Here is a 24085-nt window from a genome sequence, read left to right as displayed (position 1 = left end):
TTGATGCAGCGCAGTTAAGCAAAAAATTCCGCTTTGCAGGGTAAATAGCAGAATGCCGGATGGCGATGCTAACGCGTCTTGTCCAGCCTACAACGGTATTTCACCTGTAGGCCGGACAAGGCGTTCACGCCGCCATCCGGCATTAGCTTTTACTGTTACTGCTGCTGTTGAGAAGCCTGGATCGCCGTCAGGGCGATGGTGTAGACGATATCGTCAACCAGCGCGCCACGGGACAGGTCGTTCACCGGCTTGCGCATACCCTGCAGCATCGGCCCGATGGAGATCAGGTCGGCAGAACGCTGTACCGCTTTGTAGGTGGTGTTACCGGTGTTCAGATCCGGGAAAATGAACACGGTAGCGCGACCCGCAACCGGCGAGTTCGGCGCTTTGGATTTCGCTACGTCAGCCATGACCGCGGCGTCGTACTGCAACGGACCGTCGATCATCAGGTCAGGACGTTTTTCCTGCGCCAGACGCGTCGCTTCACGGACTTTCTCTACGTCGCTGCCCGCGCCAGAGGTGCCGGTGGAGTAGGAGAGCATTGCCACACGCGGTTCGATGCCGAAGGCAATGGCGGAATCCGCAGACTGAATCGCGATTTCTGCCAGCTGCTCTGCAGTCGGGTCTGGGTTGATTGCGCAGTCGCCGTAAACGTAAACCTGCTCCGGCAGTAGCATAAAGAACACAGAAGAGACCAGGGAGCTACCCGGCGCCGTTTTAATAAGCTGCAGCGGCGGACGGATGGTGTTGGCGGTGGTATGAACCGCGCCGGAAACCAGGCCGTCGACTTCGTCTTGCTCCAGCATCAGCGTGCCGAGCACCACGTTGTCTTCCAGCTGTTCGCGGGCTACCGGTTCGGTCATGCCTTTGCTCTTACGCAGCTCAACCAGGCGAGCGACATAGCTTTCACGCACCACTTCCGGATCGACGATTTCAATGCCTGCGCCCAGCTCAACGCCCTGAGATGCCGCGACGCGGTTGATTTCATCCGGGTTGCCCAGCAGTACGCAAGTGGCGATGCCGCGTTCAGCGCAGATTGCCGCCGCTTTGACGGTACGCGGTTCGTCGCCTTCTGGCAGCACTACGCGTTTACCGGCTTTACGCGCCAGCTCAGTCAGTTGGTAGCGGAACGCCGGCGGAGAGAGACGACGGCTACGCTCGGAAGTGGCGGTCAGCGACTCGATCCACTCAGCGTTAACGTAGTTCGCGACGTATTCCTGAACTTTCTCGATGCGCTCATGGTCATCAACCGGGACTTCCAGATTGAAGCTTTGCAGGCTCAGCGAAGTCTGCCAGGTGTTGGTGTTCACCATAAAGACCGGCAGACCGGTAGCGAATGCGCGTTCGCACAGTTTAGAAATGCGTGCGTCCATTTCATAGCCGCCGGTCAGCAACAGGGCGCCGATTTCTACGCCGTTCATCGCGGCCAGGCAAGCTGCGACCAGTACGTCCGGACGGTCAGCGGAGGTCACTAACAACGATCCTGCGCGGAAATGTTCCAGCATATGCGGAATACTACGCGCGCAGAACGTAACGGATTTAACGCGGCGGGTTTTGATATCGCCTTCGTTAATGATGGTGGCGTTCAGGTGACGCGCCATATCGATAGCGCGGGTCGCAATCAGGTCGAAGCTCCACGGCACCGCGCCCAGAACCGGCAGCGGGCTGGATTCCTGCAGTTTAGCAGGATCGATTTTGATCACCTGCGCTTTGGAAGAGTCGTCAAAGATCTCCGACAGATCCGGGCGAGTACGGCCTTGTTCATCAACCGGCGCATTCAGTTTGTTGATGATAACGCCGGTGATGTTGGTGTTTTTCGCGCCGCCGAAGCTGCTGCGCGTCAGTTCGATACGCTCGTTCAGCTGTTCTGGCGTGTCGGTACCCTGAGACATGACAAAAACGATTTCCGCATTCAGCGTTTTCGCGATTTCATAGTTCAGAGACTGAGCGAACTGATGTTTACGGGTCGGAACCAGACCTTCAACCAGCACCACTTCCGCGTCTTTGGTATTCGCATGGTAGTTCGCGATGATCTCTTCCATCAGCACGTCTTTCTGGTTGCTGGAGAGCAGAGATTCAACGTGGCTCATCTTCAGCGGTTCAGCCGCCGGCAGGGTAGAGTTCGCGCGAACGATAGTGGTGGTCTGGTCAGGCGCATCGCCGCCAGCGCGAGGCTGGGCGATAGGCTTAAAGACGCTCAGACGAACGCCTTTGCGTTCCATAGCACGGATGACGCCGAGGCTGACGCTGGTCAGGCCGACGCTGGTTCCGGTAGGGATCAGCATAATAATACGGGACACGGTTTATCCTCTTTCGTTACCGTCTTTTGGGGACGGGTTACAAAACAGCACCGCCAGCGAGGCTGGCGGTGTGAAATCAGGCAGTCAGACGGCTCGCGTCCTGCGCTATAACCAGTTCTTCGTTGGTTGGGATCACCACCGCCGGACGGGTACCTTCTTTGTTGATGAAACCAGATTTGCCGAAGCGGGCCGCCAGGTTACGTTCGTGGTCGACTTCAAAGCCCAGTACGCCCAGTTTACCCAGAGACAGTTCGCGAACCATCGCGGCGTTTTCACCGATACCGCCGGTGAACACGACTGCATCCAGACGACCGTCCATCAGAGCGGTGTAAGAACCGATGTACTTCGCCAGGCGGTGGCAGTAAACGTCCATCGCACGTTTTGCGTCTTCTTTGGTGGCGTAGTTGTCTTCAACATAACGGCAGTCGCTGGTCACTTCAGTCAGACCCAGCAGACCGGACTCTTTGGTCAGCATTTTGTTGATCTGATCCACGCTCATGCCCAGAGTGTCGTGCAGGTGGAAGATAATCGCAGGGTCGATATCGCCGGAACGGGTACCCATGACCAGGCCTTCCAGCGGGGTCAGACCCATAGAGGTATCCACGCATTTACCGTTACGGATAGCGGAAACAGAACCGCCGTTGCCCAGGTGGCAGGTGATAATGTTCAGTTCTTCTACCGGCTTGTTCAGCATTTTTGCCGCTTCCTGAGTTACATAGAAGTGGCTGGTGCCGTGTGCGCCATAGCGACGAACGCCGTGTTCTTTATACAGGCTGTACGGCAGGGCATACAGGTAAGATTCTTCCGGCATGGTCTGATGGAAGGCGGTGTCGAATACTGCAACGTTTTTATCTTTCAGCTGCGGGAAAGATTTCAGCGCTTCGGCGATACCAATCAGGTGAGCCGGGTTATGCAGCGGTGCGAAAGAGGCGGAATCTTTGATGCCCTGAATGACGGACTCATCAATGACTACGGAGCTGGTATACTTCTCGCCGCCGTGTACGATACGGTGACCAATTGCAGTTAACTGCGCAGACAGTTCTGGTTTTTGTGCCAGAATAGTGTTAACGATAAAGTTCAGCGCTTCACTGTGAGCGGCGCCTGCACCTAAAGCCGCTTCTTGTTTACTGCCGTCCATTTTCCATTTGATGCGTGCTTCTGGCAGATGGAAACATTCGGCTAAACCAGAAAGGTATTCATCACCATTAACTGCATCAATAATTGCAAATTTCAGTGAAGAACTACCGCAGTTCAGAACCAGTACTAACTTACTCGACATGGAAGTACCTATTTATGATACGTGGCTAAAAAAACGTCAGTGAGCCATAGAGCGTAGCGCATGATAGCCCTGACATTTATGATTAACATCATGCGCAGGAGTTTTTTTGGGCATGATGGAAGAAATACCTTTGAGTCTATGCCATTTTGCGTATTTTTCAGCCAATGGCATACTATGTGTAATATTGACGACTCAATGATTTTAAACTACCGGCCTTTGACAGGCCGACACAGGATACCTGATAGTGGGTATCGAAGACAAAATGTTTTGAACGTTGTCCCTCGCAGTTGTTGTTTTGCACAAATTTTTTAAATTTTATATGTGAAGTTGAGGTAGGCCATGTCGACACCGGATAATCGCTCCGTAAATTTTTTTAGCTTATTTCGCCGGGGGCAGCACTACGCGAAGACGTGGCCGATGGAAAAGCGGCTGGCGCCCGTTTTCGTCGAAAACCGCGTCATTCGTATGACGCGCTATGCCATACGATTTATGCCGCCTGTCGCCGTCTTTACATTATGCTGGCAGATAGCGCTGGGCGGTCAGTTAGGTCCGGCCGTGGCGACCGCCCTGTTCGCCCTGAGCTTGCCTATGCAGGGATTATGGTGGTTAGGGAAACGTTCTGTGACGCCATTGCCGCCTTCAATCCTTAACTGGTTTTACGAAGTTCGCGGTAAATTGCAGGAGGCTGGACAAGCGCTGGCGCCGGTAGAAGGAAAGCCGGATTACCAGGCATTAGCTGACACGCTTAAGCGCGCCTTCAAACAACTGGATAAAACTTTCCTGGATGATTTGTAATTGACCCCGGATTACGCATATAAAAGAAGGCATACCAATGCCTTCTTTTTTTCATCGCCATAGCGTGATACAGGAGTTCAAAATGGAAATGACCAACGCGCAACGTCTGATTTTGTCTAACCAGTACAAAATGATGACGATGCTCGATCCCACCAACGCCGAGCGTTACCGTCGCTTACAAACAATTATTGAACGCGGCTACGGCCTGCAGATGCGCGAGCTGGATCGCGAGTTTGGCGAGCTGACGGAAGAGACCTGTCGTACCATCATCGATATTATGGAGATGTACCATGCGCTGCACGTCTCCTGGACCAACCTCAAAGATACGCAAGCCATCGACGAACGTCGCGTCACCTTCCTGGGGTTTGACGCCGCGACGGAAGCGCGTTACCTCGGCTATGTCCGTTTTATGGTGAATATAGAAGGACGCTACACTCACTTTGACGCCGGGACGCACGGCTTTAATGCCCAGACGCCGATGTGGGAAAAATACCAGCGGATGTTGAATGTCTGGCATGCCTGCCCGCGTCAGTACCACCTGAGCGCGAATGAAATCAATCAAATCATTAATGCCTGAGGAGGCTCGCGTGCAGTGTAAAGGTTTTCTGTTTGATCTGGATGGAACGTTGGTTGACTCATTACCTGCCGTCGAACGCGCGTGGTGTAGCTGGGCCGATCGTTTTAACCTTGCTCATGATGAGGTGCTGGGCTTTATTCATGGCAAACAGGCGATCACCTCGTTGCGGCATTTTATGGCGGGTAAATCGGAGGCGGAAATTGCCGCTGAGTTTACGCGCCTGGAGCAAATAGAAGCCACTGAAACCGCAGGGATCACCGCGTTGCCGGGGGCAGTCGATTTACTCAATCACCTGAATAAAGCGGGCATTCCGTGGGCTATCGTCACCTCCGGTTCAATGCCGGTCGCGCGTGCGCGCCATCAGGTCGCGGGCCTTCCAGCGCCAGAGGTGTTTGTCACCGCCGAACGAGTCAAACGCGGCAAACCGGAGCCGGATGCGTATTTGCTGGGCGCACAACTGCTTGGCCTGCCCCCTCAGGAGTGCGTCGTAGTAGAAGATGCCCCGGCTGGCGTGCTGTCCGGACTGGCTGCGGGCTGCCACGTCATTGCGGTCAATGCGCCGGCCGACACGCCGCGTCTGGCGGATGTTGATTTTGCGTTGGATAGCCTGACGCAATTATCGGTCGCTAAACAACCAAACGGCGATGTGGTGGTGTTAAGAAAGACCTGATCATGATATCGCCCCGCTTTGGCGGGGCATATTTATGGCAGAATCGCGTTATCTTCTCATCTGACAAGGATATGTTGTGAACGGTGAATTGATTTGGGTTCTCTCTTTACTGGCGATTGCCGTCGTGTTGTTTGCGACGGGCAAAGTACGTATGGATGCGGTGGCTTTATTCGTCATTGTTGCTTTTGTCCTTAGCGGTACCTTGACCCTTCCGGAAGCCTTCTCCGGCTTTAGCGATCCGAATGTCATTCTTATCGCCGCCTTATTTATTATTGGCGACGGCCTCGTGCGCACCGGCGTTGCTACGGTGGTCGGTACCTGGCTGGTTAAAATGGCGGGCAGCAGTGAAATCAAAATGCTGGTTTTACTGATGATCACTGTCGCCGGACTTGGCGCTTTCATGAGTTCAACCGGCGTGGTGGCGATTTTTATCCCCGTTGTTCTTAGCGTTTCTATGCATATGCAGACCTCGCCTTCGCGCCTGATGATGCCGCTGAGTTTTGCCGGGCTTATCAGCGGAATGATGACGCTGGTGGCGACGCCGCCGAACCTGGTGGTTAACAGTGAACTGCTGCGTGAAGGCCTGCACGGGTTCAACTTTTTTAGCGTGACGCCGCTGGGGGTAGTGGTGTTGGCGCTCGGCATTGTTTATATGCTGGTGATGCGCTTCATGCTAAAAGGCGATGCGCCCGGACAACAGGCCGGTAAGCGGCGCACTTTCCGCGATCTTATCCGCGAGTACCGTCTGACGGGGCGCGCTCGCCGTCTGGCGATTCGCCCCGGTTCGCCGATGGTGGGACAGCGACTGGACGACCTTAAACTGCGCGAACGTTACGGCGCCAATGTCATCGGCGTTGAACGCTGGCGGCGCTTTCGGCGGGTTATCGTCAATGTGAACGGCGTATCGGAGTTTCGCGCTCGCGACGTTCTGCTGATTGATATGTCGGCGGCGGAGGTTGACCTCAGAGAGTTCTGCGCCGAGCAACTGCTGGAACCGATGGTATTGCGAGGAGAATATTTTTCCGATCAGGCGTTGGATGTCGGGATGGCGGAAATTTCGCTTATTCCGGAGTCTGAACTGATTGGCAAGTCGGTGCGTGAAATCGCCTTCCGTACACGTTACGGGCTGAATGTGGTCGGCCTGAAACGCGACGGCGTCGCTCTGGAAGGGTCGCTGGCCGATGAGCCGTTATTGATGGGCGATATCATTCTGGTCGTGGGGAACTGGAAGTTAATCAGCCTGCTGGGGCAAAAAGGCCGCGACTTTGTGGTGCTGAATATGCCAGTCGAGGTCAGCGAAGCCTCTCCTGCGCACAGCCAGGCGCCGCACGCCATTTTCTGCCTGGTATTGATGGTGGCGCTGATGTTGACCGATGAAATTCCCAACCCGATCGCGGCGATTATCGCCTGCCTGCTGATGGGAAAATTTCGCTGTATTGATGCTGAAAGCGCATATAAAGCGATCCACTGGCCGAGCATTATCTTGATTGTGGGTATGATGCCGTTTGCGCTGGCGTTGCAAAAAACCGGCGGCGTCTCTCTGGTCGTGCAAGGGTTAATGAATATCGGCGGCGGCTATGGGCCATATATGATGCTGGGATGCCTGTTCGTGCTGTGTGCCGTCATAGGACTGTTCATTTCTAACACGGCAACGGCGGTGCTGATGGCGCCGATTGCGCTGGCGGCGGCGAAATCGATGGAGGTGTCGCCCTATCCGTTTGCGATGGCGGTGGCGATGGCGGCATCCGCCGCCTTTATGACGCCGGTTTCATCGCCGGTGAATACTCTGGTTCTGGGGCCGGGAAACTATAGCTTTAGCGATTTTGTGAAGCTTGGCGTGCCGTTCACGCTTATTGTGATGGCGGTTTGTATTGTGATGATTCCGATGTTGTTTCCGTTTTAACCCAGGCTGGAAAAGGCCTGATGGCGCTACGCTTATCAGGCCTACGGGAAGAACGGTAGGCCGGATAAGGCGTTAGCCGCCATCCGGCAACTAAAGCGGTGAATCCTGGCTTATCTCGTCAAGAGAGAGATGGAAACTTGGTACGAACACCGCCATAAAATAGTCCATCTCCTGGCTGCGACGTAATTCCAGCGTTTTTTCCAGCCGTGTTTTTGCCAGGCCAAACTCATTATTTCCCGCTGAGAGCTCCTCCAGGCATTTCAGGTAGGCGCAAAGCGCATCGGCCTGTTTTACGATTGCCTGTTCTTCTTCGCTCCAGGCATTCTCATCAATAAGCGGTGCGAAAATATCGCGTAATTCATCCGGCGCCATATCAACCAGCTTTTGCTGGGCGATTTTTTCGATCGCTTTATATTCCTGGGCTATCTGGGAATTAAAATATTTTACCGGCGTCGGCAGATCGCCGGTCAGTACTTCCGAGGCATCATGATACATCGCCAGAAGCGCGATGCGTTCAGCATTGAGCTGACCGCCAAATTTACGGTTTTTTATCGCCGCCAACGCATGGGCGACCATCGCCACCTGCAGACTATGTTCGGAGACGTTTTCCGTACGCACGTTACGCATCAGCGGCCAGCGGTTAATCAACTTCATGCGGGAGAGATGGGCGAAAAAATGGCTCTGCTTCATAGATTACCTTTTGTTTTCACTGCGGCAGACTTCATTGTGCGGGGAGGGGGATGAAGATGCAATTCAGGCTACCGAAGTAGCCTGAATTTAAGATTATTGATGGTAACCTGAGAGGAAACGCCCAAAGCGGTTGATGGCCATCTCCAGGTCATCTTCACGCGGTAGCGTCACAATGCGGAAGTGATCCGGCCACGGCCAGTTAAAGGCGGTACCTTGCACCAGCAGCACCTTTTCCTGTAGCAGGAAGTCCAGCACCATCTTCTGGTCGTCGTGAATATTAAAACGTTTAGCGTCGATCCTGGGGAACATGTACAACGCGCCGCGCGGTTTTACGCAGGAAACGCCGGGAATATCGTTAATCAACTCCCAGGCGCGGTTACGCTGTTCATACAGTCGACCGCCCGGCAGAATAAATTCGCTAATGCTTTGATAGCCGCCGAGCGCGGTCTGAATAGCATGTTGCGCCGGGACGTTGGCGCACAGGCGCATTGAGGCTAACATCTCCAGCCCTTCAATATAGCCTTTCGCATGTTTTTTCGGCCCGTTCAGCACCATCCAGCCCTGGCGGAAGCCGGCGACGCGATAGGTTTTAGACAAACCATTAAAGGTGATGGTCAGCAGATCAGGCGCCAGTGCGGCGATAGAGTGATGCTCGGCATCGTCATAGAGAATCTTGTCATAAATTTCATCGGCGAAGATGATGAGATTATGCTCGCGCGCAATGTTGACAATTTCCATCAACAATTCTTTAGAATAGACGGCGCCAGTAGGGTTGTTTGGATTAATAATGACAATACCACGCGTACGTGGGGTGATTTTGGCGCGGATATCGTCAAGGTCCGGGAACCAGTCGGAAGATTCATCGCAAAGATAATGTACCGCCTTGCCGCTGGAGAGCGATACCGCCGCTGTCCATAACGGATAATCGGGCGCGGGAACCAGCATTTCATCGCCACTGTTAAGCAACGCCTGCATCGCCTGAACGATCAGCTCGGAAACGCCGTTACCGATATAGATATCTTCCACGGTTACATCGCGCATTCCACGGGCCTGATAATGCTGCATAATCGCTTTACGGGCGGAATAAAGCCCTTTCGAGTCGCAATATCCTTGCGCCGTCGGCAAATTACGAATGACATCGACCAGAATTTCGTCCGGCGCTTCGAATCCGAAGGGGGCGGGGTTGCCGATATTCAGTTTAAGAACTTTATTACCTTCTTCCTCAAGGCGTTTCGCTTCTTTCAGAACGGGGCCACGAATGTCATAACAGACATTTTCGAGTTTGCTGGATTTTTCAATGGGGGACATGAATCTTGACCTTTTAGCTGTTATTGCCACTCCCTGCCGTGGAAGTCAGCACGAAACAATGTACTCCCACGACGGTGAGTTTTGAAGAGTGAACAGAAGAAGATTTTGTTTATTTTTAACGCGCTTTCGTGCTGTTTAAAACTTCATAAAATCATTTGGTTAGATGTATTTTCTATTTTTTCTTATGCATATAGTGTTTTGTTCTATGTGGTTGCTCGTAATGTGGTTTTTTATGTTGTCAGAAATTATCTGTTTTATGAGAGATAAGCATTCATCATTAGTGTCGCGTCGGCTATTTCGGAAATACTGAGTATTAAAGGTAAAATGAGAAGGTTATACCCTTCATACTTCAAGTCGCTTATGTGTTGGCTACGCTCACTCACCCCAGTCACATAGTTATCTATGCTCCTGGGGACTCACTCCCTTGCCGCCTTTAAGCAACTCGAATTATTTTGGGTATAGACCTTTCCGGCGGCGGGGGTGTGAAACTATTGTTAAGTATAATTAATGAATGGTGGGAATCTTAATTAATTATTATTTAATATTTAAAAAGCATTTACTAAAGTCGTAATAATATCTTTCTGGTCCGATTAGTATAACCTATCCCAGGTTAAGATTATTCGTAATAATACTTATAAATATAGCGGTTTTAGGTTAAGATAATGATCCGAAACGGGGGCGTAGTCTGCGTTGTCTGCTAATTATCATGACGCGATTTTATACATAACCTATTGTTCAATATATTGTTTTTGTATCTGTGCGTCTCGGTAAACTATTTGACGCTGTTACAAGATTTACACGTCCATCATTAGCAGAAATCTGTAGACGCCTAAAGGTATGACACATTCTCTTCGATATATCCCGAACGGTTGCATTTGGTATTATATCAGTAAGTAAGAGAAGTGTTTTGGTCGTATTTTCAATTACATTCTAACATTTACCTGGGTAACCAGGCGGTACTGCGAAGGATGCACATTACAAATGGAATTGCTTGTTTCTGAATGCACAGCATTAACCAGGTCAGCCCGATATGACCCGCCAGTAAGTGAAAAATTATGATAAATGCAAATCGTCCGATAATTAACCTCGATCTCGATCTGCTGAGAACGTTCGTGGCCGTTGCCGATCTGAACACCTTCGCCGCGGCGGCGGCGGCGGTATGCCGTACTCAGTCTGCGGTCAGTCAGCAAATGCAGCGTCTTGAGCAACTCGTGGGAAAGGAATTGTTCGCCCGCCATGGTCGTAACAAGCTTTTGACCGAACATGGTATCCAGCTTCTGGGGTACGCCAGAAAAATCCTGCGTTTTAATGATGAGGCGTGTTCATCATTAATGTTCAGTAATCTTCAGGGAGTGTTAACAATCGGCGCTTCTGATGAATCAGCTGATACTATCCTGCCTTTTTTGCTTAGCCGAATCAGCTCGGTTTATCCGAAACTCGCGCTTGATGTACGGGTAAAACGCAACGCCTATATGGTGGACATGGTTAAATCGCAGGAAGTAGATTTGGTGGTGACGACTAACCAACCTCATTCGCTGGACTGTCTGAATTTGCGGACCTCGCCCACCCATTGGTATTGTGCGGCTGAGTATGTTTTGCAAAGGGGAGAGCCCGTACCATTAGTCCTGCTGGACGATCCCAGCCCATTCCGCGATATGGTGCTGGAGACGCTAAATGCAGCGGGTATTCCCTGGCGGCTGGCCTATGTGGCGTCTACATTACCGGCGGTACGCGCGGCCGTTAAAGCCGGTCTTGGCGTAACGGCTCGACCTGTCGAAATGATGAGTCCCGACCTTCGCGTGCTGGGCGCCGCAGACGGATTACCGCCTTTGCCGGATACGGAATATCTGTTGTGCCGCGATCCCAATAGCCAGAACGAGCTGGCGATGGTGATTTTCCATGCGATGGAAAGCTATCAAAACCCATGGCATTACAACCAGTTTTCTGCAGAGGGCGGAGATGATCCGCTGATGGTGGAAGGGGGTTTTGAGTAGCTCGCAGGCAAAAGGCGCTAAGTCGTAAATGTAAAAAAGAGCCGCTGGCGATGAAAAAACGCTCAGTGGCTCTTTTTTTGTGCCCATCTGTACGCGCTTAACCGCACAAATTGTAAAAGTTGCGGTAAATCAGCCAGTAGCGATTCGCAGTTCAATGTGGGTAAAAAATAACCAGAACATCCATTTTATGAATTTGCATGTTAAAAAACTAGAGAAATTGTTGCTGTTTTAGGGGGTGAATTAACAAAAGCGTGTCACAGATCAAGAAAATACTCCCATTTAGGGGGAGGCATCTTCACAAATTCCTGTCAAAATAGGTGTGTGTTATTTCTTTTGCTTCACAACGGACACGATTCAACAACATAAAATCCCCCCTGGTCGAAGAGTCATTTTCTCCAGGATGGCACTTAATGTTAATGATGATGAATTGATGTAAATTAATGTGAAGGAACTTTTGTTAAAGTTGACAAAAGGTTATAGAAAGGAGTAAAAAACCACATCAATTAGCTGTTTTTATCATTTTCTACAGTAATTGTAGGGTTTTTTTTATTCCTCCCCATGAATCGATGTGGCGCCCATCTGCCGTAAAGAGCAGAGAAACTGGCGCTACTTTTGATGAGTAAGCAATGAGTATGTCAACATCCACTGAAGTCATCGCTCATCACTGGGCATTCGCTATCTTTCTTATCGTTGCCATTGGCCTGTGCTGCCTGATGCTGGTAGGCGGTTGGTTTTTGGGCGGTCGCGCACGCGCGAGGCACAAGAACGTTCCGTTTGAATCAGGTATCGACTCGGTCGGCACCGCCCGCTTACGCTTGTCTGCCAAGTTTTACCTGGTAGCCATGTTCTTCGTTATCTTCGACGTTGAAGCGCTGTATCTGTTCGCATGGTCAACTTCTATCCGCGAAAGCGGCTGGGTTGGCTTTGTGGAAGCTGCAATTTTTATTTTTGTGTTACTGGCTGGTCTGGTTTATCTGGCGCGTATTGGCGCGTTGGACTGGACGCCCGCGCGTTCACGCCGCGAGCGTATGAACCCGGAAACGAACAGTATCGCTAATCGTCAACGCTAACCGCGAGGCATTAAGATGGATTATACGCTCACCCGCATAGATCCTAACGGTGAGAATGACCGTTACCCCCTGCAAAAACAGGAGATCGTAACTGACCCCCTGGAGCAGGAAGTTAACAAAAACGTGTTCATGGGCAAACTGCATGACATGGTTAACTGGGGCCGTAAAAACTCAATTTGGCCCTACAACTTCGGCCTTTCTTGCTGCTATGTAGAGATGGTGACCTCTTTTACCGCAGTGCATGACGTCGCCCGTTTCGGCGCGGAAGTGCTGCGTGCGTCGCCACGTCAGGCTGACCTGATGGTGGTGGCCGGTACCTGCTTTACCAAAATGGCCCCGGTTATTCAGCGTCTGTATGACCAAATGCTGGAGCCAAAATGGGTCATTTCTATGGGTGCCTGCGCCAACTCCGGCGGCATGTACGATATTTATTCGGTAGTGCAGGGCGTTGATAAGTTCATCCCGGTGGATGTGTATATCCCTGGCTGTCCGCCGCGTCCGGAAGCGTATATGCAGGCGTTGATGCTGCTGCAAGAATCGATTGGCAAAGAGCGCCGTCCGCTCTCATGGGTGGTGGGCGATCAGGGCGTGTATCGCGCCAATATGCAGCCAGAACGCGAACGTAAACGCGGCGAGCGTATTGCCGTCACGAACCTGCGTACCCCGGACGAGATTTAATTTGCGCCTGTCGGCAGCAGCACTTCACTTCGCTAACCACTATTTTAATAGCGCGAAGCACTGCCGACCACCACGGACCATTTGCAATGGTGAACAATATGACCGACTTAACCGCGCAAGACGCTGCATGGAGTACCCGCGATCATCTTGATGATCCGGTTATCGGCGAACTGCGCAACCGTTTTGGGCCGGATGCCTTTACCGTTCAGGCGACCCGCACCGGTATCCCCGTTGTTTGGGTCAAGCGTGAACAACTACTGGAGGTTGGCGATTTCTTAAAGAAACTGCCGAAACCTTACGTCATGCTGTTTGACTTACACGGCATGGATGAACGCCTGCGTACGCACCGTGACGGGTTACCCGCCGCGGATTTTTCCGTTTTCTACCACCTGATTTCCATTGAGCGTAATCGCGATATCATGCTCAAGGTGGCGTTGTCTGAAAACGACCTGCGCGTGCCGACCTTCACTAAACTTTTCCCTAACGCCAACTGGTACGAGCGTGAGACCTGGGAGATGTTTGGTATTGATATCGAAGGCCACCCGCACCTGACGCGCATCATGATGCCGCAAACCTGGGAAGGCCATCCGCTGCGTAAAGATTATCCGGCGCGCGCGACCGAATTCGACCCGTTTGAGCTGACCAAAGCCAAGCAGGATCTGGAGATGGAAGCGCTGACCTTTAAGCCGGAAGACTGGGGGATGAAGCGCGGGACTGACAACGAGGACTTTATGTTCCTCAACCTCGGCCCGAACCACCCGTCTGCGCACGGTGCGTTTCGTATTATCCTGCAACTTGACGGCGAAGAAATCGTCGACTGCGTGCCGGATATCGGCTATCACCATCGCGGCGCCGAAAAAATGGGCGAGCGCCAGTCCTGGCATAGCTACATTCCCTATACCGACCGTATCGAATACCTCGGTGGTTGCGTCAATGAAATGCCGTACGTGCTGGCGGTAGAAAAGTTGGCAGGGATCACCGTCCCGGATCGTGTGAACGTCATCCGCGTGATGCTCTCCGAACTGTTCCGCATTAACAGTCATCTGCTGTACATCTCGACCTTTATTCAGGACGTCGGCGCGATGACGCCGGTCTTCTTTGCCTTTACCGACCGGCAGAAAATTTATGACCTGGTGGAAGCCATTACCGGTTTCCGTATGCACCCGGCCTGGTTCCGTATCGGCGGCGTCGCGCACGACTTGCCGCGCGGTTGGGATCGCCTGCTGCGAGAGTTCCTTGAGTGGATGCCGAAGCGTCTGGACTCTTACGAGAAAGCCGCGCTGCGTAACACCATTCTGAAAGGGCGTTCGCAGGGCGTTGCCGCTTACGGCGCGAAAGAGGCGCTGGAGTGGGGCACCACCGGCGCAGGGCTGCGCGCGACCGGGATCGACTTCGACGTACGTAAATGGCGTCCATACTCTGGCTACGAAAACTTTGACTTTGAAGTGCCGGTGGGCGGCGGTGTTTCCGACTGCTATACCCGCGTGATGCTGAAAGTGGAAGAGCTGCGCCAGAGTCTGCGCATTCTTCAGCAGTGCCTCGATAACATGCCGGAAGGCCCGTTCAAAGCGGATCACCCGCTGACCACGCCGCCGCCGAAAGAGCGCACGCTGCAACATATCGAAACCCTGATCACCCACTTCCTGCAGGTCTCCTGGGGCCCGGTGATGCCGGCGCAGGAGTCCTTCCAGATGGTGGAAGCGACGAAGGGGATTAACAGTTACTACCTGACCAGCGACGGCAGCACTATGAGCTACCGTACCCGCGTGCGCACGCCGAGCTTTGCGCACCTGCAGCAGATTCCCTCGGCGATCCGCGGTAGCCTGGTCTCCGACCTGATTGTCTATCTGGGTAGTATCGATTTTGTTATGTCAGATGTGGACCGCTAATTATGCACGAGAATCAACAACCACAAACCGAGGCTTTTGAGCTGAGTGCGGCAGAGCGTGAAGCGATAGAGCACGAGAAGCACCACTACGAAGACCCGCGTGCGGCGTCCATTGAAGCGCTGAAAATCGTTCAGAAGCAGCGTGGCTGGGTGCCGGACGGCGCGATCTACGCTATTGCCGATGTGCTGGGTATTCCGGCGAGCGACGTCGAAGGCGTCGCCACATTCTACAGCCAGATCTTCCGTCAGCCGGTCGGTCGCCACGTGATTCGCTACTGCGACAGCGTGGTGTGCCATATCACCGGCTATCAGGGGATTCAGGCCGCGCTGGAAAAAAATCTCAACATCAAACCGGGGCAGACGACCTTTGATGGTCGCTTTACGCTGCTGCCGACCTGCTGCCTGGGGAATTGCGATAAAGGGCCGAACATGATGATTGATGAGGATACTCACAGCCATCTGACCCCGGAAGCCATTCCTGAACTACTGGAGCGGTATAAATGAAAAACGTTATCCGTACTCCCGAAACCCATCCGCTGACCTGGCGTCTGCGCGATGACAAACAGCCGGTCTGGCTGGATGAATATCGTAGCAAAAACGGCTACGAAGGCGCGCGTAAGGCGCTGACCGGCCTGTCTCCGGATGAAATCGTCAGCCAGGTAAAAGACGCCGGTCTGAAAGGGCGCGGCGGCGCGGGCTTTTCCACCGGTCTGAAGTGGAGCTTGATGCCGAAAGATGAATCCATGAACATCCGTTACCTGCTGTGTAACGCCGATGAAATGGAACCGGGCACCTATAAAGACCGTCTGCTGATGGAACAGCTGCCGCACCTGCTGGTGGAAGGCATGCTCATCTCTGCGTTCGCGCTGAAAGCGTATCGTGGTTACATCTTCCTGCGCGGCGAATATATCGAAGCGGCTGTACATCTGCGCCGTGCGATTGCTGAAGCAACCGAGGCCGGGCTGCTTGGCAAAAATATCATGGGCACCGGGTTCGACTTTGAACTGTTTGTCCACACCGGGGCAGGGCGTTACATCTGTGGTGAAGAAACGGCGCTGATTAACTCCCTCGAAGGCCGCCGCGCGAACCCGCGCTCCAAGCCGCCCTTCCCGGCGACCTCCGGCGTATGGGGCAAGCCGACCTGTGTGAATAACGTCGAAACGTTGTGCAACGTCCCGGCAATCCTCGCCAACGGCGTGGAGTGGTACCAGAACATTTCGAAAAGCAAAGATGCGGGTACCAAGCTGATGGGCTTCTCAGGCCGCGTGAAGAATCCGGGCCTGTGGGAATTACCGTTCGGCACCACCGCGCGCGAGATCCTCGAAGACTACGCGGGCGGTATGCGCGATGGCCTGAAATTCAAAGCCTGGCAGCCGGGCGGGGCGGGAACCGACTTCCTGACCGAGGCGCATCTTGACCTGCCGATGGAGTTCGAAAGCATCGGTAAAGCAGGCAGCCGTCTGGGCACCGCGCTGGCGATGGCGGTAGACCACGAAATCGGCATGGTGTCGCTGGTGCGTAACCTGGAAGAGTTCTTTGCCCGCGAATCCTGCGGCTGGTGTACGCCATGCCGCGACGGGTTGCCGTGGAGCGTGAAAATTCTGCGCGCGCTGGAGCGTGGCGAAGGCCAACCGGGGGATATCGAGACACTTGAGCAACTGTGTCGTTTCCTCGGACCGGGTAAAACCTTCTGCGCGCATGCGCCGGGCGCGGTTGAGCCACTGCAAAGCGCAATTAAGTATTTCCGCGAAGAATTCGAAGCTGGCATCAAGCAGCCGTTCAGTAATACCCATTTAATCAATGGTATTCAGCCGAACCTGCTCAAAGAGCGCTGGTGAGTTAACGATTTTTAATTTGGAAGCATGCTAATGGCTACGATTCATGTAGACGGCAAAGAATACGAGGTCAACGGCGCGGACAACCTGCTACAGGCATGTCTGTCCCTCGGCCTTGATATTCCGTATTTTTGCTGGCACCCGGCGCTGGGAAGCGTCGGTGCTTGCCGCCAGTGTGCGGTGAAGCAATACCAAAACGCGGAAGATACGCGTGGTCGCCTGGTGATGTCCTGTATGACGCCAGCCACCGACGGTACCTTTATCTCTATTGACGACGAAGAAGCGAAACAGTTCCGTGAAAGCGTGGTGGAGTGGCTGATGACTAACCACCCGCACGACTGTCCAGTCTGTGAAGAGGGCGGTAACTGCCATCTTCAGGATATGACCGTGATGACGGGTCACAGTTTCCGTCGCTACCGTTTCACCAAACGTACCCACCGCAACCAGGATCTGGGGCCGTTCATCTCTCACGAAATGAACCGCTGCATCGCCTGCTACCGTTGTGTGCGTTACTACAAAGATTATGCCGACGGCACCGATCTGGGCGTCTATGGCGCGCATGACAACGTCTACTTCGGGCGTCCGGAAGACGGCACCCTGGAAAGCGAATTCTCCGGTAACCTGGTCGAGATTTGTCCGACCGGCGTCTTCACCGATAAAACGCACTCCGAGCGCTACAACCGTAAATGGGACATGCAGTTTGCACCGAGCATCTGCCAGCAGTGTTCCATCGGCTGTAACATCAGCCCGGGCGAGCGCTATGGCGAATTGCGCCGTATCGAAAACCGTTACAACGGTACCGTTAACCACTACTTCCTCTGCGACCGCGGTCGTTTCGGCTATGGCTATGTGAACCTGAAAGACCGTCCGCGTCAGCCGGTTCAGCGCCGCGGCGATGACTTTATTACTCTCAACGCCGAGCAGGCGATGCAGGGCGCGGCGGATATTCTGCGCCAGTCGAAGAAGGTTATTGGTATCGGTTCGCCACGCGCCAGCATTGAGAGCAACTTTGCGCTGCGTGAGCTGGTTGGTGCGGAAAACTTCTACACCGGTATCGCGCGCGGCGAGCAGGAACGTCTGCAACTGGCGCTGAAAGTGCTGCGTGAAGGCGGAATTTACACCCCGGCGCTGCGGGAGATCGAATCTTATGACGCGGTACTGGTATTGGGCGAAGACGTTACTCAGACCGGCGCGCGCGTTGCGCTGGCGGTACGCCAGGCGGTGAAAGGTAAAGCGCGTGAAATGGCGGCGGCGCAGAAAGTGGCCGACTGGCAGATTGCGGCCATCCTTAACATCGGCCAGCGTGCCAAACATCCGCTGTTCGTGACCAACGTGGACGACACCCGTCTGGATGATATCGCCGCCTGGACCTATCGCGCGCCGGTGGAAGATCAGGCGCGCCTGGGCTTTGCGATTGCCCATGCGCTGGACAATACAGCGCCTGCGGTTGACGGTATCGACAGCGACTTACAAAACAAAATTGATGTCATTGTGCAGGCGTTGGCCGGCGCGAAAAAACCGCTGATTATCTCCGGCACTAACGCCGGTAGCAGTGAGGTGATTCAGGCGGCCGCCAACGTGGCGAAAGCGCTGAAAGGCCGTGGCGCCGACGTCGGTATTACTATGATTGCCCGCTCCGTGAACAGCATGGGGCTGGGTATGATGGGCGGCGGTTCGCTTGATGATGCGTTGGGCGAGCTGGAAACCGGCAGTGCGGACGCGGTGGTGGTGCTGGAAAACGATCTCCACCGTCATGCAAGCGCTACGCGCGTGAACGCTGCGCTCGCCAAAGCGCCGCTGGTGATGGTGGTTGACCATCAGCGCACGGCGATTATGGAAAACGCGCATCTGGTGCTTTCCGCGGCAAGCTTCGCCGAAAGCGATGGTACGGTCATCAACAACGAAGGCCGCGCGCAGCGCTTCTTCCAGGTTTATGACCCGGCCTACTACGATAACAAGACGATTATGCTGGAAAGCTGGCGCTGGCTGCATTCGCTGCACAGCACCGTCGAAAACCGCGAAGTGGACTGGACACAGCTTGACCATGTGATCGACGCGGTCATTGCCGCCATGCCGCAATTTGCCGGCATTAAAGACGCCGCGCCGGATGCGACCTTCCGCATTCGTGGGCAGAAGCTGGCGCGCGAACCGCATCGTTACAGCGGTCGTACGGCGATGCGCGCCAATATCAGCGTGCATGAACCACGTCAGCCGCAGGATAAAGACACCATGTTCGCCTTCTCAATGGAAGGGAATAACCAACCGACTGCCCCGCGATCTGAAATTCCGTTCGCCTGGGCGCCGGGCTGGAACTCCCCGCAGGCGTGGAACAAATTCCAGGATGAAGTGGGCGGCAAACTGCGTCACGGCGATCCGGGCGTGCGTTTGATTGAAGCGACTGAGGGCGGTCTGGATTATTTCACTACCGTGCCGGCAAGCTTCCAGGCGCAGGACGGTCAGTGGCGTATTGCGCCGTATTACCACCTGTTTGGCAGCGACGAATTGTCTCAGCGTTCTCCGGTCTTCCAGAGCCGTATGCCGCAGCCGTATATCAAACTTAACCCGGCGGATGCCGCGAAGTTGGGCGTCAATGCCGGGACGCGCGTCTCCTTTAGCTACGATGGCAATACGGTGACGCTGCCGGTTGAAATCTCTGAAGGGTTAGCGGCAGGGCAGGTAGGGCTGCCGATGGGTATGCCTGGCATCGCGCCGGTTCTGGCTGGCGCGCGTCTTGAGGATCTGCGGGAGGCGCAACAATGAGTTGGATTACACCGGATCTGATTGAGATCCTGCTGAGCATTCTCAAAGCGGTGGTGATTCTGCTGGTGGTCGTCACCTGCGGGGCCTTCATGAGCTTTGGCGAACGTCGTCTGCTGGGTCTGTTCCAGAACCGTTATGGACCAAACCGCGTTGGCTGGGGCGGCTCGCTCCAGCTGGTCGCGGACATGATCAAGATGTTCTTTAAAGAAGACTGGATCCCGAAATTCTCGGATCGCGTCATCTTTACCCTGGCGCCGATGATCGCGTTTACTTCGCTGCTGCTCTCCTTCGCCATTGTGCCGGTTAGCCCTAATTGGGTGGTGGCCGATTTAAACATCGGGATTCTGTTCTTCCTGATGATGGCCGGTCTGGCGGTTTACGCGGTGCTGTTCGCCGGTTGGTCGAGCAACAACAAATACTCGCTGCTGGGTGCGATGCGCGCGTCTGCCCAGACGGTGAGCTACGAAGTGTTTCTTGGTCTTTCCCTGATGGGCGTGGTGGCGCAGGCCGGTTCATTTAATATGACCGATATCGTCAATAACCAGGCGCATCTGTGGAACGTGATTCCGCAATTCTTTGGGTTTGTTACTTTCGCCATCGCGGGCGTAGCGGTCTGTCACCGTCACCCGTTTGACCAGCCGGAAGCCGAGCAGGAACTGGCGGACGGTTACCACATCGAATATTCCGGTATGAAATTCGGTCTGTTCTTTGTGGGGGAGTACATCGGCATCGTCACCGTTTCCGCGCTGATGGTAACGTTGTTCTTCGGTGGCTGGCATGGCCCGTTCTTACCGCCATTCGTCTGGTTCGCGCTGAAAACCGCGTTCTTCATGATGATGTTCATTTTGATTCGTGCGTCGTTACCGCGTCCGCGTTATGACCAGGTAATGTCCTTCGGCTGGAAAGTTTGCCTGCCGCTGACGCTCATCAACTTGCTGGTAACGGCGGCTGTCATTCTGTGGCAGGCGCAATAAGGGACACAAAGACCATGACCTTAAAAGAATTATTAGTAGGTTTCGGCACTCAGGTACGTAGTATCTGGATGATCGGCCTGCATGCGTTCGCCAAACGCGAAACGCGGATGTATCCGGAAGAGCCGGTCTATTTACCGCCCCGTTACCGTGGCCGTATCGTGCTCACGCGCGACCCGGACGGTGAAGAGCGCTGCGTTGCCTGTAACCTGTGTGCGGTAGCCTGTCCGGTAGGCTGTATCTCTCTGCAAAAAGCGGAGACCAAAGATGGCCGCTGGTATCCGGAATTTTTCCGCATTAACTTCTCACGCTGCATCTTCTGCGGCCTGTGCGAAGAAGCGTGCCCGACCACGGCGATTCAGTTGACCCCGGACTTCGAACTGGGCGAATACAAACGTCAGGATCTGGTGTACGAAAAAGAGGATCTGCTGATTTCCGGTCCGGGCAAATACCCGGAATATAACTTCTACCGGATGGCGGGTATGGCAATCGACGGCAAAGATAAAGGCGAAGCAGAGAACGAAGCCAAGCCTATCGACGTCAAGAGCCTGTTACCGTAAGGAGAGGGCAATGGAATTCGCTTTTTATATCTGTGGCCTGATAGCCATCCTCGCGACCCTGCGAGTGATCACCCATACCAATCCGGTACACGCGCTGTTGTATCTGGTGATATCGCTACTGGCGATTTCCGGGGTGTTCTTTTCGCTGGGCGCTTATTTTGCCGGTGCGCTGGAAATTATCGTCTACGCAGGCGCCATCATGGTGCTGTTTGTGTTCGTGGTGATGATGCTCAACCTCGGCGGCAGCGAAATCGAACAGGAACGCCAGTGGCTGAAGCCGCAGGTGTGGATTGGTCCGGCGGTTTTGTCGGCCATTATGCTGGCGGTCATTGTGTACGCCATTCTGGGCGTTAACGACCAGGGCATCGACGGCACGCCGATTAGCGCGAAAGCGGTGGGCATTACGCTGTTCGGGCCTTATGTTCTGGCGGTCGAACTGGCGTCTATGCTGCTGCTGGCAGGCCTGGTGGTGGCGTTCCACGTCGGTCGTGAAGAGCGTGCGGGTGAAGTGCTAAGCAACCGCGCCGATGACCGCGCGAAAAGAAAAACGGAGGAGCGCGCATGATCCCCTTAACACATGGACTGATCCTCGCTGCGATTTTATTCGTCCTGGGTTTAACCGGTCTGGTTATCCGCCGCAATCTGCTGTTTATGCTGATCGGGCTGGAAATCATGATTAACGCCTCCGCGCTGGCCTTTGTGGTCGCCGGGAGCTACTGGGGCCAGACCGATGGTCAGGTGATGTACATTCTCGCCATCAGCCTTGCGGCTGCGGAAGCGAGTATTGGACTTGCGCTGTTGCTGCAACTCCATCGCCGTCGCCAGAACCTGAACATCGATTCAGTAAGTGAGATGCGTGGATGAACATGCTTGCCTTAACCATTATTCTGCCATTGATTGGCTTTGTACTGCTGGCGTTCTCTCGCGGACGCTGGTCGGAAAATCTCTCCGCGACCATTGGCGTGGGCTCCGTTGGTCTGGCGGCGTTGGTGACAGCGTTTGTCGGGATGGATTTCTTCGCCAACGGCAAACAGGCGTTCAGCCAGCCGCTGTGGACGTGGATGTCGGTCGGTAACTTCAACATCGGTTTTAACCTGGTGCTGGACGGCCTGTCGCTGACCATGCTCTCAGTGGTCACCGGCGTCGGCTTCCTGATCCACATGTTCGCGTCCTGGTACATGCGTGGGGAAGAGGGCTACTCCCGCTTCTTCGCTTATACCAACCTGTTTATCGCCAGCATGGTTGTTCTGGTGCTGTCCGATAACCTGCTGTTGATGTACCTCGGCTGGGAAGGCGTGGGCCTGTGCTCTTATCTGTTGATCGGCTTCTATTACAGCGATCCGAAGAATGGCGCGGCGGCAATGAAAGCCTTCGTGGTGACCCGTGTCGGTGACGTATTCCTCGCCTTCGCGCTGTTCATCCTCTACAACGAACTGGGCACGCTGAACTTCCGCGAAATGGTCGAGCTGGCGCCAGCGCACTTTGCTGACGGCAACAACATGCTGATGTGGGCGACGCTGATGCTGCTGGGCGGCGCGGTCGGTAAATCTGCGCAGCTGCCGTTGCAGACCTGGCTTGCCGACGCGATGGCCGGCCCGACGCCGGTCTCCGCGCTGATCCACGCCGCTACCATGGTGACCGCCGGTGTCTACCTGATCGCTCGTACCCATGGTTTGTTCCTGATGACCCCGGAGATTCTGCATCTGGTGGGCATTATCGGGGCGATTACGCTGGTCATGGCAGGTTTCGCCGCGCTGGTGCAGACCGACATCAAACGCGTGCTGGCCTATTCCACCATGAGCCAGATTGGCTACATGTTCCTGGCGCTGGGCGTACAGGCGTGGGATGCGGCAATTTTCCACCTGATGACGCACGCCTTCTTTAAAGCGCTGCTGTTCCTGGCGTCCGGCTCGGTAATTCTGGCCTGCCATCACGAACAGAACATCTTTAAGATGGGCGGTCTGCGTAAGTCGATTCCACTGGTGTATGCCTGCTTCCTGGTGGGGGGCGCGGCGCTGTCGGCGCTGCCGCTGGTCACTGCAGGCTTCTTCAGTAAGGATGAGATCCTGGCTGGCGCGATGGCGAACGGTCATATCAATCTGATGGTGGCGGGTCTGGTCGGCGCGTTCATGACCTCGCTGTACACCTTCCGGATGATTTTCATCGTATTCCACGGTAAAGAACAAATTCATGCTCATGCCGGGAAGGGGATTACCCACCATCTGCCGCTGATTGTCCTGATGATCCTGTCTACCTTTGTTGGCGCGCTGATTGTGCCGCCATTGCAGGGGGTGCTGCCGCAGACAACTGAACTGGCGCATGGTCGTGTGTTGACCCTGGAAATTACCTCTGGCGTAGTGGCGATTGCCGGCATCCTGATTGCCGCATGGCTGTGGCTGGGTAAACGCACGCTGGTGACGTCGATCGCCAACAGCGCGCCGGGCCGTCTGCTGGGGACCTGGTGGTATAACGCCTGGGGTTTTGACTGGCTGTACGACAAAGTATTCGTCAAGCCATTCCTCGGTATCGCCTGGCTGCTGAAGCGCGACCCGCTTAATGCGTTGATGAACATTCCGGCTATCCTTTCCCGTTTTGCAGGCAAAGGCCTGGTACTGAGCGAGAACGGTTATTTGCGCTGGTATGTGGCATCAATGAGCATTGGCGCTGTCGTTGTGCTGGCACTGTTGATGGCACTGCGTTGAGTTTGTTGGCTGGATGAACGACTGCCGGATGGCGCAGTGCTTATCCGGCCTACAAACCCAAAAATAATTTTTAGAATTCGTTGAAAATCTGTTCCTGAAGTACAG

21 protein-coding genes are annotated in these 24085 nt (G+C 54.2%); 17 read left to right on the top strand and 4 right to left on the bottom strand.

Annotated features, from left to right (window positions below; translation table 11 throughout):
* Window positions 1-155: 155 nt before the first annotated feature.
* On the bottom strand, window positions 156-2300 hold the full coding sequence (gene pta / locus ACLD11_RS08635; protein WP_000086692.1) for a phosphate acetyltransferase: 2145 nt from the start codon (window positions 2298-2300) through the stop codon (window positions 156-158).
* A gap of 76 nt (window positions 2301-2376) precedes the next feature.
* On the bottom strand, window positions 2377-3579 hold the full coding sequence (ackA, locus tag ACLD11_RS08630; protein ID WP_000095689.1) for an acetate kinase: 1203 nt from the start codon (window positions 3577-3579) through the stop codon (window positions 2377-2379).
* A 339-nt stretch (window positions 3580-3918) separates the two neighbouring features.
* Here ackA and yfbV point away from each other — a divergent pair, with 339 nt between their 5' ends.
* The 4 genes from yfbV (at window position 3919) to ACLD11_RS08610 (ending at window position 7524) form a co-directional block, all read left to right on the top strand.
* Window positions 3919-4374: a terminus macrodomain insulation protein YfbV gene (gene yfbV / locus ACLD11_RS08625; RefSeq protein WP_000106617.1), complete on the top strand. Its 456-nt coding sequence runs from the start codon at window positions 3919-3921 to the stop codon at window positions 4372-4374.
* 82 nt (window positions 4375-4456) lie between these two features.
* Window positions 4457-4951, top strand: coding sequence for a YfbU family protein (locus ACLD11_RS08620; protein ID WP_000426135.1), 495 nt, complete (start codon window positions 4457-4459; stop codon window positions 4949-4951).
* The gene (locus ACLD11_RS08615; protein WP_411014798.1) at window positions 4944-5621 is read left to right on the top strand and encodes a sugar phosphatase; all 678 of its coding nucleotides are present in this window, start codon (window positions 4944-4946) and stop codon (window positions 5619-5621) included. Before ACLD11_RS08620 ends, ACLD11_RS08615 begins: the two co-directional genes overlap by 8 nt.
* A gap of 76 nt (window positions 5622-5697) precedes the next feature.
* On the top strand, window positions 5698-7524 hold the full coding sequence (locus ACLD11_RS08610) for an SLC13 family permease (protein ID WP_080250239.1): 1827 nt from the start codon (window positions 5698-5700) through the stop codon (window positions 7522-7524).
* A 90-nt stretch (window positions 7525-7614) separates the two neighbouring features.
* Here ACLD11_RS08610 and yfbR read toward each other — a convergent pair whose 3' ends face one another.
* Complete coding sequence (yfbR, locus tag ACLD11_RS08605; protein ID WP_000813882.1) at window positions 7615-8214, bottom strand: 5'-deoxynucleotidase; 600 nt, start codon at window positions 8212-8214, stop codon at window positions 7615-7617.
* Between the two features lie 93 nt (window positions 8215-8307).
* On the bottom strand, window positions 8308-9522 hold the full coding sequence (gene alaA, locus ACLD11_RS08600; protein ID WP_000074540.1) for an alanine transaminase AlaA: 1215 nt from the start codon (window positions 9520-9522) through the stop codon (window positions 8308-8310).
* A gap of 1055 nt (window positions 9523-10577) precedes the next feature.
* Between alaA and lrhA the strand changes: the two genes are divergently transcribed.
* The 13 genes from lrhA (at window position 10578) to nuoL (ending at window position 23980) form a co-directional block, all read left to right on the top strand.
* Window positions 10578-11516, top strand: a complete 939-nt coding sequence (gene lrhA / locus ACLD11_RS08595; protein WP_000606288.1) for a transcriptional regulator LrhA — start codon at window positions 10578-10580, stop codon at window positions 11514-11516.
* Window positions 11517-11595: 79 nt separating this feature from the next.
* The gene (locus ACLD11_RS08590) at window positions 11596-11748 is read left to right on the top strand and encodes a hypothetical protein (RefSeq protein ID WP_001121022.1); all 153 of its coding nucleotides are present in this window, start codon (window positions 11596-11598) and stop codon (window positions 11746-11748) included.
* A 394-nt stretch (window positions 11749-12142) separates the two neighbouring features.
* Window positions 12143-12586, top strand: coding sequence for an NADH-quinone oxidoreductase subunit NuoA (gene nuoA, locus ACLD11_RS08585; protein WP_000062993.1), 444 nt, complete (start codon window positions 12143-12145; stop codon window positions 12584-12586).
* A gap of 15 nt (window positions 12587-12601) precedes the next feature.
* Complete coding sequence (nuoB, locus tag ACLD11_RS08580) at window positions 12602-13264, top strand: NADH-quinone oxidoreductase subunit NuoB (protein WP_000386728.1); 663 nt, start codon at window positions 12602-12604, stop codon at window positions 13262-13264.
* Between the two features lie 86 nt (window positions 13265-13350).
* Entirely contained in the window at window positions 13351-15153 is a 1803-nt protein-coding gene (gene nuoC, locus ACLD11_RS08575; protein ID WP_000247855.1) for an NADH-quinone oxidoreductase subunit C/D, read from the top strand.
* A gap of 2 nt (window positions 15154-15155) precedes the next feature.
* Window positions 15156-15656, top strand: a complete 501-nt coding sequence (gene nuoE / locus ACLD11_RS08570) for an NADH-quinone oxidoreductase subunit NuoE (protein ID WP_000545038.1) — start codon at window positions 15156-15158, stop codon at window positions 15654-15656.
* Complete coding sequence (nuoF, locus tag ACLD11_RS08565) at window positions 15653-16990, top strand: NADH-quinone oxidoreductase subunit NuoF (protein WP_000800048.1); 1338 nt, start codon at window positions 15653-15655, stop codon at window positions 16988-16990. The genes nuoE and nuoF overlap by 4 nt, the downstream gene beginning before the upstream one ends.
* Before the next feature lie 30 nt (window positions 16991-17020).
* Window positions 17021-19747: an NADH-quinone oxidoreductase subunit NuoG gene (nuoG, locus tag ACLD11_RS08560; RefSeq protein ID WP_001518099.1), complete on the top strand. Its 2727-nt coding sequence runs from the start codon at window positions 17021-17023 to the stop codon at window positions 19745-19747.
* Window positions 19744-20721, top strand: a complete 978-nt coding sequence (nuoH, locus tag ACLD11_RS08555; RefSeq protein WP_000118515.1) for an NADH-quinone oxidoreductase subunit NuoH — start codon at window positions 19744-19746, stop codon at window positions 20719-20721. The genes nuoG and nuoH overlap by 4 nt, the downstream gene beginning before the upstream one ends.
* Before the next feature lie 14 nt (window positions 20722-20735).
* Complete coding sequence (nuoI, locus tag ACLD11_RS08550; protein ID WP_000172747.1) at window positions 20736-21278, top strand: NADH-quinone oxidoreductase subunit NuoI; 543 nt, start codon at window positions 20736-20738, stop codon at window positions 21276-21278.
* Window positions 21279-21288: 10 nt separating this feature from the next.
* Window positions 21289-21843: an NADH-quinone oxidoreductase subunit J gene (gene nuoJ, locus ACLD11_RS08545; RefSeq protein ID WP_000393522.1), complete on the top strand. Its 555-nt coding sequence runs from the start codon at window positions 21289-21291 to the stop codon at window positions 21841-21843.
* Window positions 21840-22142 (top strand): NADH-quinone oxidoreductase subunit NuoK, encoded by a 303-nt coding sequence (gene nuoK, locus ACLD11_RS08540; protein ID WP_000612687.1) that lies wholly within the window; start codon window positions 21840-21842, stop codon window positions 22140-22142. Before nuoJ ends, nuoK begins: the two co-directional genes overlap by 4 nt.
* Window positions 22139-23980, top strand: coding sequence for an NADH-quinone oxidoreductase subunit L (gene nuoL / locus ACLD11_RS08535; RefSeq protein WP_198895121.1), 1842 nt, complete (start codon window positions 22139-22141; stop codon window positions 23978-23980). The genes nuoK and nuoL overlap by 4 nt, the downstream gene beginning before the upstream one ends.
* Window positions 23981-24085: the final 105 nt, after the last annotated feature.

It is taken from the genome of Salmonella sp. 741265116_PST (genome assembly GCF_046567715.1).
GTDB classification, from domain to species: domain Bacteria; phylum Pseudomonadota; class Gammaproteobacteria; order Enterobacterales; family Enterobacteriaceae; genus Salmonella; species Salmonella enterica.
This window is presented reverse-complemented; position numbering and strand designations above follow the sequence as displayed.